Consider the following 8,016-nt stretch of genomic DNA (forward strand, 5'->3'; position numbering starts at 1 on the left):
ATTCTGGCAGAATAGGGCTAAATTGCCCAAACGCTGAAGTCTGACTGTGAAGATGAGTTAACAAGGGATAGTGTTGGGATATGTCAAACAATCGTTCGGGAACCTTTTTAGGAGGAGTGATCATTGGAGCCGCATTTGGAGCGGTTGCAGGTCTATTAGTCGCACCTCGCACCGGACGCGAAACCCGACAGTTAATCAAAAAATCTGCCGATGCTCTCCCAGAGCTAGCAGAAGACCTCTCAACCACTGTACAACTTCAGGCAGATCGACTGTCAGAGACCGCTCTGCGAAACTGGGACGGCACGTTGGGTCGTCTGCGTGAAGCCATTTCTGCGGGGCTAGACGCAACCCAGCGCGAACACCAACTGCTTAACCGCACTGAGGTGGAACCGCCCACTGATTCTAAACCTCCCCTTCACGATCGTTTGCTGTAGGCGAAATTCTGGTGATTAACCCCATCTTCTGGCTAGGACTTTCGATTTTATTGGTGGCGGTGAGCATCACGGCTGTCTTGGTTGTGATGGTGCCTGCTGTGCAGGAGTTGGGCAGAGCCGCTCGCAGTGCCGAAAAGCTATTTGACACGCTAAACCGCGAGCTGCCGCCGACGCTGGAGGCGATTCGTCTAACCGGGTTAGAGATCAGTGAGCTGACGGATGATATGAGTCAGGGAGTCCAGAGTGCTGGTCAGGTCGTCAAACAAGTTGACCAAAGCATTGTTGGAGTTAGACAGCAGGTTCAGAAGGCTCAAACCACGAGTCGAAGTGTGTTTGCCGGAGCCAAAGCGGCTTGGAAAACTTTAACTCAGCCTGCTTTAAAAGGGCGACGCGCTGAACGTCTTTCTGCAACGACTCGCAGCCCGATCGAGCTAGATGAGTCTCGTCGATCGGAGCGCACTAGCGAAGAACTCGATCGCTACTATGCGTCTTCTAACTATCTCCCCTACCCCGAAGTTAATGGTTTAGAGGATGAGAAGTCAGAGTTATCTCATCAGTCAGGGGCACCCAAAAACGGGATTCGTGACCCGCTAAAGGGTCGTAGTCGAGACGCTCAGGCTGGTCAAGAATCGCTCGATTGGGGTGAGAAGCCGCAGCCGACCCGCAGTGAGAGCAATAACTTCTAGTCTTTTGAGTAATACGATCCCCACGGGCATCTGCAAGAGGTGTCTTTTTTAAGCAAATTTTCTCAAGCAAATTGACTCAGTTCCCCTTAGGCTCCTAATATTAGATTAGAGTAAACAAATGTAAAGAAAGGTAAGCTCGATTACGCGCGCCCTTCTCATTGCCTCAGTCATCCGCCTATCTCTTTTACTGACCCCTATCTCAAACCGTCAATGCACCATTTTTTGAGTCGCCCCTTTTGGAAGGCAGTCACAGTCTTTTGTCTGACGCTATCGATTTGGACGATCGCGCCTGCTGCACAGGCTTATAACAACCCAGATTTGTTGCCCGCTCAACCGACCAACGTGATTGACCTGGCAAAAATATTAACCGCAGTTCAAGAGGAGACGCTTTCTAAGAATCTCGATGAGTTTGAAGCCGAAACTGGGTGGAAACTGCGGGTGCTGACTCAGTTCGATCGCACTCCCGGAACTGCCGTTAAGAAATTTTGGGGACTCGACGAAAAAAGCGTGATGTTGGTGGCAGACCAGCGGGGAGGCAACATTCTCAACTTCAGTGTTGGAGATGCACTCTATCCCCTACTTTCACGGACTTTTTGGATTGAGTTGCAGACTCGATTTGGCAATCAATTTTTTGTCCGCGACAATGGTGAAGATCAGTCTATCCTTCAGGCATTAGATGCGGTCAAGATCTGTCTGCGTCAAAACGGCTGTAGCGTTGTTCCTGGACTGCCGAGAGAGCAGTGGGTTCTAACTCTGGTGACTTCTATAGTTGGGGGCATTATCTTTGGGTTTGCAGGGCAGCCTCGCAAAGGTCAAGAAGGAAAAGGCTTTTCATGGCAGTGGGCGCTAATTTTCTCGCCGCTTTGGGGCATTTTGTTTCTCGCGTTTGGGGTCGGTCCGGTGGTGACTCGCACCTCAGAATGGTTGCCTCTGTTTCGCAATGTGGCGGGGTTTGCGCTAGGTGCACTGGTCGCGTTTTTAGCCCCGATGTTGAGCAAATCATCTGCCTCTGAAACTTAAAGGCTGAATGCTCGATCGAACAATCAATCCCTAAAAAACGGTCAAAGGGCTGAGGATTCGCTTACTCAGTCCTTATTTTTATAACTGCTGATTGTAGACCGTATACAAACAGGCTCAAAAAAAACAGCCCGTGAGGGCTGCCGAAAACGCTCCGAAGCAAGTCTGTTTCGATCAAACCAAATCTGGCTGAAATTTGATATCACTCATTCCAGTGATCTTAGCAATGGAGAAAGGTAGGTAATTCACAGTGTCCTATACTGTAAGACTGGACGCTGAAACAGAGAGGACATTGCATGGCATCCATCCGCGAGTTGCATCAACAACTCATTCATAAAGAACGATCGGCAGTTGAAATCACTCAAGAAGCCCTCGATCGGATTCAAACCATTGAGCCGAAGATTCACAGTTTTTTGCACCTTACGTCCGATCGTGCCCTAGAACAAGCCCAGCAGGTGGATGCCAAAATCGCTGCCGGAGACGAGATTGGGCTGTTGGCAGGAATTCCGATCGGCATCAAAGATAATCTGTGTACTCAAGGCATTCCGACTACGTGCGCGTCGCGAATTTTGCAAAACTTTGTGCCGCCCTATGAATCGACGGTGACGCAAAAATTAGCCGACGCAGGCTCCGTGATGGTGGGCAAAACCAACATGGATGAGTTTGCGATGGGCGGCTCGACGGAAACATCTGCCTACCAACTCACCGCAAATCCTTGGGATGCGTCACGAGTGCCCGGTGGCTCGTCGGGCGGATCGGCGGCAGCCGTCGCAGCCAATGAATGTGTGGTGTCTCTCGGCTCTGACACAGGCGGTTCGATTCGGCAACCTGCCTCGTTTTGCGGCATCGTGGGCATGAAGCCGACCTATGGTTTAGTGTCGCGGTATGGATTAGTCGCCTTTGCATCCTCGCTAGATCAGATTGGTCCGTTTGGTCGATCGGTGGAAGACACCGCAATTTTGCTCAACGCGATCGCGGGTTACGATCCCAAAGACGCCACGAGTCTCAAGGTTGATGTCCCAGACTATACGCAATTTCTCACACCCGACATCAAAGGCAAAAAAGTCGGTGTGATTCGAGAAACCTTTGGCGACGGGTTAGATCCAGAAGTCGAAAAAACGATTCGGGCGGCGATCGCGCAACTCAAAGATCTCGGAGCCGAGATTCAAGAAATTTCCTGTCCTCGATTCCGATATGGGATTGCGGCTTACTACATCATCGCCCCGTCAGAAGCGTCTGCAAATCTGGCTCGTTATGATGGCGTTCGCTATGGTGCACGAGCCGAAGATGCCGAAAATCTGATGGATATGTATCTGCGGACTCGTTCTGAAGGCTTTGGTGCCGAGGTCAAACGCCGGATTATGATTGGCACCTACGTGCTTTCGGCAGGCTATTATGACGCGTATTATCTGCAAGCCCAAAAGGTGAGAACGCTGATCAAACAAGACTTTGAGCAAGCTTTCTCACAGGTCGATGTGTTGGTGTCTCCGACTGCGCCGACCACGGCATTTAAGATGGGCGAAAAAACGGCTGATCCGCTCAGTATGTATTTGACTGACTTGATGACGATTCCCGTCAACCTAGCAGGGCTTCCCGGCATGAGTGTGCCGTGTGGGTTTGATGCTCAAGGAATGCCGATCGGACTTCAAATTGTCGGCAATGTGCTGCGAGAAGACCAAATCTTTCAAGTCGCGTCTGCCTATGAGCGATCGACCGAATGGCATAAACACAGTCCCAAACTGTAGGGAATACAGAGGTCAGGAATCAGTAGCTAAATCCTGACTTCTAGCAGGCTGCTAAGAATCTAAAATCGAGCCATATCTTATTTTGTGAACTGCTCACCATGCACCTCACGCCAGACGGACAACTCACGATTCCTTCTGAAATCTGCGAACAGCTTGGGATTTCACCCGAAACCGAACTTGAACTTGAAATCGAAGACAACCGACTCTACATCAAGAAAAAACAGCCTACCGATCCGATCTCAACTTGGATTAACACCTTGCGCGGAACGCTTCAGCACGTCACCACTGACCAAGTTATGAGCCTCACGCGCGATGACGAAACTCTATGATGGAATCAACCCAGGATCAAAGTGCTTGCACAACAACTGTTTTGAGTTAGTTAAGTCTAAAAGGTTCTAGCAGCAAGTTAAGCGAAATGTTATCTGCTTCATTTCAATCGTTGAATGGTAGTTCAAGGGTCGTCTGTAGAGGTTCGGTTTCCGTAGTTTTTTGATCGATAGCCTCTCTTGTTCTCAGGTCATTGAACTTTTTGAGAAGCTTCTGGTAAAGATGATCATCTTTGCCTCTAGCACTGCCTACAAACTCTATTTTTCCGCGAAGAGAGTCTAAGAAGAGCGCTGACTCTTTCTCTGGAAAAGTTGTTTTCTTGGCATATTTAGCTCTATAAGTTTCTGTTGCTGCCTCTAGTCTATACCTTTCCCAAGCATGAAGAGCACCATCAATATTACGAACGTATTTACGGCTTACGTTAACAGTTTGGTTGACTATTAAACCTGTGACCTCCTGCCTTTGCGTTTTGTAGGCTAGTCTTACTTTTGCCTCGTTTATTTGAAATCCATTTCTTTCGATAACTGATCGCAATTCATCCCCTAACATAACATTAGGAAGACCTTTCTCGTAGTGAGAAACTAACGAAGTTGGCAATTCATTTCTGTTGCTAGATAAAGTAATATCATCTGCGTACCGTGTGTAAAGTAGCCCATGTTGTTTAGAAAATCTTTGTAATTCGCTGTCCATCTTTGCACAAATAAGATTCGAGACTACTGGTGAAGTCGGCGCTCCTTGAGGCAACTTGTTATCGAAACAGCAGATTTGCGCTAAAACAGTTGCAACTTTTTCATCTAGTTTATATGGGTTTGCTATAAACATCCCTCTAACTCGACCGAAGTTGATAGAGCCAAAGAAATCCTTAATGTCCACATTGAGGACGAACTTTTTATTGACGTGAGCCTTAGCATTAGTGACAATGCTACGCGAAGCAGCAAATCCGTGAACAGAAGGTCTTGGTCGATAGACAGCATACAAGACTTGACTGAGTTTTCTTTGAACTATTCCTAGTGAGCCTTTAGGAGAATGAATAGTTCTGTAGCCTCCAGACTTCTTCAAGACACGAAATTCTGTATACCGAGAACCATGAGGAATTCGGTAAAGATAATAGGTTAAATATTCATAGGGAACTTGTAAGAGTTGGGCAATGTCGTGAGGTGATTGAAGCTCTTGGAACTTTTTGGATAGTTCCTCGCAACTTTCATATAAAAATAGAGAAAGATAAGCTTTCTTCTTCACAAATTTTGCTCAGACTCTTGAGACAAAGTACCTACTCTCTGAGCATTCCCGCTTCCTGCACTGTAAGCAGTAGTCACCCTGGTAAGTTAGCACCAGGCGCGTAAGGCTAAGTTGAGAGTCCTCCGTCGCAGTATCGCTAACGGACATCAATACCCATTAAGTAGGTACGGCAAGAATTGTAACACAATCTGTCAGTGCCTTAGACTTAGAAGATTTCATCTTTTTCAGAGATATTCTTGATCTGTATACCTCCTTTGAAAATCTGATAGTATGTTTTCTTCTTTTCATATTTTGCAAGCCTATAATTGGGAGATTTTGAGAGTGCATAATTAAGGAATTGAATAGATTCCTTATGTTTTCCTAATTGTCTTAATGCAACGCCAATCTGAGTAATGATAGTATAGTCATCTGGATTTGATTTGAGTGCCTCTTGATAAGACTGATAAGCTTCATCCCATCTGTCTAGACCTAGAAGCATCAATCCTTTATTCTTGAAAATAGAAGAGTCATTAATATCTAATTGAAGGGCATCGTTGAGGATAGATAATGCACCTTCTAAATCACCTATACTTTTATGAGCAGCGGCATATTCTATCCTTGCTTCTGGGCTTTTAGGATATAAGGCAAGCACTTTTTTGTGCATTTTATCCATAGTGTCAACGTCGCCCATAAACTTTGCAACTTTAGCTCTGCTATCTAAAATGCCGCGATTATTGGGTTCTTTTTCTAGTCTTTTATCTAGTTCTTCGGCTTCTTTTTGCAAATGCTTTTGCTTACGCCTTCCGATTTCTTTTGCAATTTCTTCACTATTCAGTTTTATACAATTTGATCCCTTCTTAAGATAAACGCTTTCTCCTGCTGTTTTATAGAACCAATGAGCGCCTTCTGAAGCTCTGTAGAGATACTCCTCTTCTATTTTTACAACGTGTATTTGCACGATGCACAAACCTTCTATGCATTTTTGTTCTGTATCAGAAACATTATGAATATGTACTTCGTAACACGAAAAGGGAATCGATGGATCTCCGTTTCTTAACTTATTAGGAATATTTTTAAGAATTTCATCTCTATCGTTTCTGTTTAGAGTAACTCCTAAAATGATTCCAGAATCATCTATACCCAAATAGAGATTCCCCTCTACCGACGCATTCAGAAATCCAATTACATACTTCTCGGCATGGTTTACGATTGTATTAACAGGATTCTTTGAATCTATCTTTTTAAACTCAACAAAGCTTCCTTCCTCTTGATAAAAAATTTCTCCTTGAACAAAGCTGGTCTGCTGTGTCATTAATAGGGATGTGAACTCTAGTCATAATGCTACGATAATTCACGGTAACAAGGCGATAAGTTATATCTGTAGCAGCTAGTGATCAGCAATGGCGGATAAGCTAATGTTTACTTGAATGCACAACAGGCTGACAATCGCGTTAGAGCAGACTGAAGGAAATTTCTTGGTGTTAAGTTCGAGATTGATGGCAGTCGCCCAATAGAGTTAAAAGAGAGGGACGATAGCTAGTCCACGATCGCGACTCTCGATTATTTTCGATCGACCATAGCAAATTGCAGCACTTGGTTGAGCTTGCCGCTCCGGTAGCCTTCTAAGTCCAGCGTCACGTAGAGAAATCCGTAAGACTGAAGGGCTGAGACGAGTTCGGGCAAGTCGGTCTGGATGACAAACTCTTTGACCTGATCGGGCAACACTTCAATCCGGGCAGTGTCACCCTCCGATCGGACTCGTAGATTTTGCCAACCCAGTTTCCGCAGATAAACCTCAGATCTGCCGACTCGCTGAAGTTTGGCGATCGTGATCTCTTCACCATAGGGAAACCGCGAACTCAAGCACGGTTGAGCGGGTTTATCCCACCAAGGCAGACCCAGATGCTTTGAGAGTTCGCGCACCTCAGCTTTAGTGACATTCACTTCAGCAAGTGGAGATCGTGCCCCGCGTTCTTTTGCCGCCTGAATTCCCGGACGGTAATCATGCAAATCGTCTGCGTTCACGCCATCTACCACATAGGGATAGCCCCACTGCGCCGCCATCGGCTTGAGCGTGTCGTGCAGTTCACTTTTACAAAAATAGCAGCGATTGATCGGGTTGCTGCTGTAGTTAGGATTGTCCATCTCGTGAGTCTGCACGATTTTGTGAGCAATCCCAATCGCTGCCGCCTGAATGCGGGCATCTTCGAGATCTTCGGGCAAGAGAGAGGGAGACTCAGCGGTGACCGCGATCGCCCGATCGCCCAAAACATCGACCGCGATTTTGGCAACCAGTGTGCTATCAATGCCCCCAGAGTAGGCAATCAGCGCGTTTTCCATTTCAGAAAACAGAGTAGTTAATTGCTCTAGTTTTTGCAGCAGCATAGTCATGAAGGGAAAACAAATCTCTTCTACCCTAGCTTAATTTCCTGGGTCGCTGTACTTGGCAACCATGTGCGCCAAAGTCGCCAAATCGATCGGCTTTGAGAGGTAATCGATCGGGTTGTGTCGCAAAAATGATAGGGTTGGAAGGCTCAATTTTCTCTCGTCTCATCTTAAATGGTTGCCCAATCCTTGTTTAAGTGGCGG

At 46.4% G+C, this 8,016-nt stretch carries 8 protein-coding genes; 5 read left to right on the plus strand and 3 right to left on the minus strand.

Annotation, left to right across the window (positions count from 1 at the left end; translation table 11 throughout):
- Window positions 1–80: 80 nt before the first annotated feature.
- From A8707_RS21025 to A8707_RS21045, 5 genes are all read left to right on the plus strand, one after another.
- On the plus strand, window positions 81–434 hold the full coding sequence (locus A8707_RS21025) for a YtxH domain-containing protein (protein WP_068819159.1): 354 nt from the start codon (window positions 81–83) through the stop codon (window positions 432–434).
- Between the two features lie 11 nt (window positions 435–445).
- Window positions 446–1,120, plus strand: a complete 675-nt coding sequence (locus tag A8707_RS29900; protein WP_231948317.1) for a DUF948 domain-containing protein — start codon at window positions 446–448, stop codon at window positions 1,118–1,120.
- Between the two features lie 210 nt (window positions 1,121–1,330).
- Complete coding sequence (locus A8707_RS21035) at window positions 1,331–2,140, plus strand: TPM domain-containing protein (protein WP_068819160.1); 810 nt, start codon at window positions 1,331–1,333, stop codon at window positions 2,138–2,140.
- Window positions 2,141–2,433: 293 nt separating this feature from the next.
- Window positions 2,434–3,882, plus strand: a complete 1,449-nt coding sequence (gene gatA, locus A8707_RS21040; RefSeq protein WP_068819161.1) for an Asp-tRNA(Asn)/Glu-tRNA(Gln) amidotransferase subunit GatA — start codon at window positions 2,434–2,436, stop codon at window positions 3,880–3,882.
- 98 nt (window positions 3,883–3,980) lie between these two features.
- Window positions 3,981–4,211: an AbrB/MazE/SpoVT family DNA-binding domain-containing protein gene (locus tag A8707_RS21045; protein WP_068819162.1), complete on the plus strand. Its 231-nt coding sequence runs from the start codon at window positions 3,981–3,983 to the stop codon at window positions 4,209–4,211.
- 103 nt (window positions 4,212–4,314) lie between these two features.
- Here the strand turns inward: A8707_RS21045 and A8707_RS21050 are convergent, their stop codons facing one another.
- The 3 genes from A8707_RS21050 to larE all read right to left on the minus strand — a co-directional run bounded on the left by A8707_RS21050 (window position 4,315) and on the right by larE (window position 7,812).
- On the minus strand, window positions 4,315–5,448 hold the full coding sequence (locus A8707_RS21050) for a reverse transcriptase domain-containing protein (protein WP_068819163.1): 1,134 nt from the start codon (window positions 5,446–5,448) through the stop codon (window positions 4,315–4,317).
- 205 nt (window positions 5,449–5,653) lie between these two features.
- Window positions 5,654–6,739, minus strand: coding sequence for an ATP-binding protein (locus A8707_RS21055; RefSeq protein ID WP_068819164.1), 1,086 nt, complete (start codon window positions 6,737–6,739; stop codon window positions 5,654–5,656).
- Window positions 6,740–6,987: 248 nt separating this feature from the next.
- On the minus strand, window positions 6,988–7,812 hold the full coding sequence (gene larE / locus A8707_RS21060) for an ATP-dependent sacrificial sulfur transferase LarE (RefSeq protein WP_068819168.1): 825 nt from the start codon (window positions 7,810–7,812) through the stop codon (window positions 6,988–6,990).
- Window positions 7,813–8,016: the final 204 nt, after the last annotated feature.

It is taken from the genome of Phormidesmis priestleyi BC1401 (assembly GCF_001650195.1).
Taxonomy (GTDB): Bacteria; Cyanobacteriota; Cyanobacteriia; order Leptolyngbyales; family Leptolyngbyaceae; genus Phormidesmis_A; species Phormidesmis_A priestleyi_B.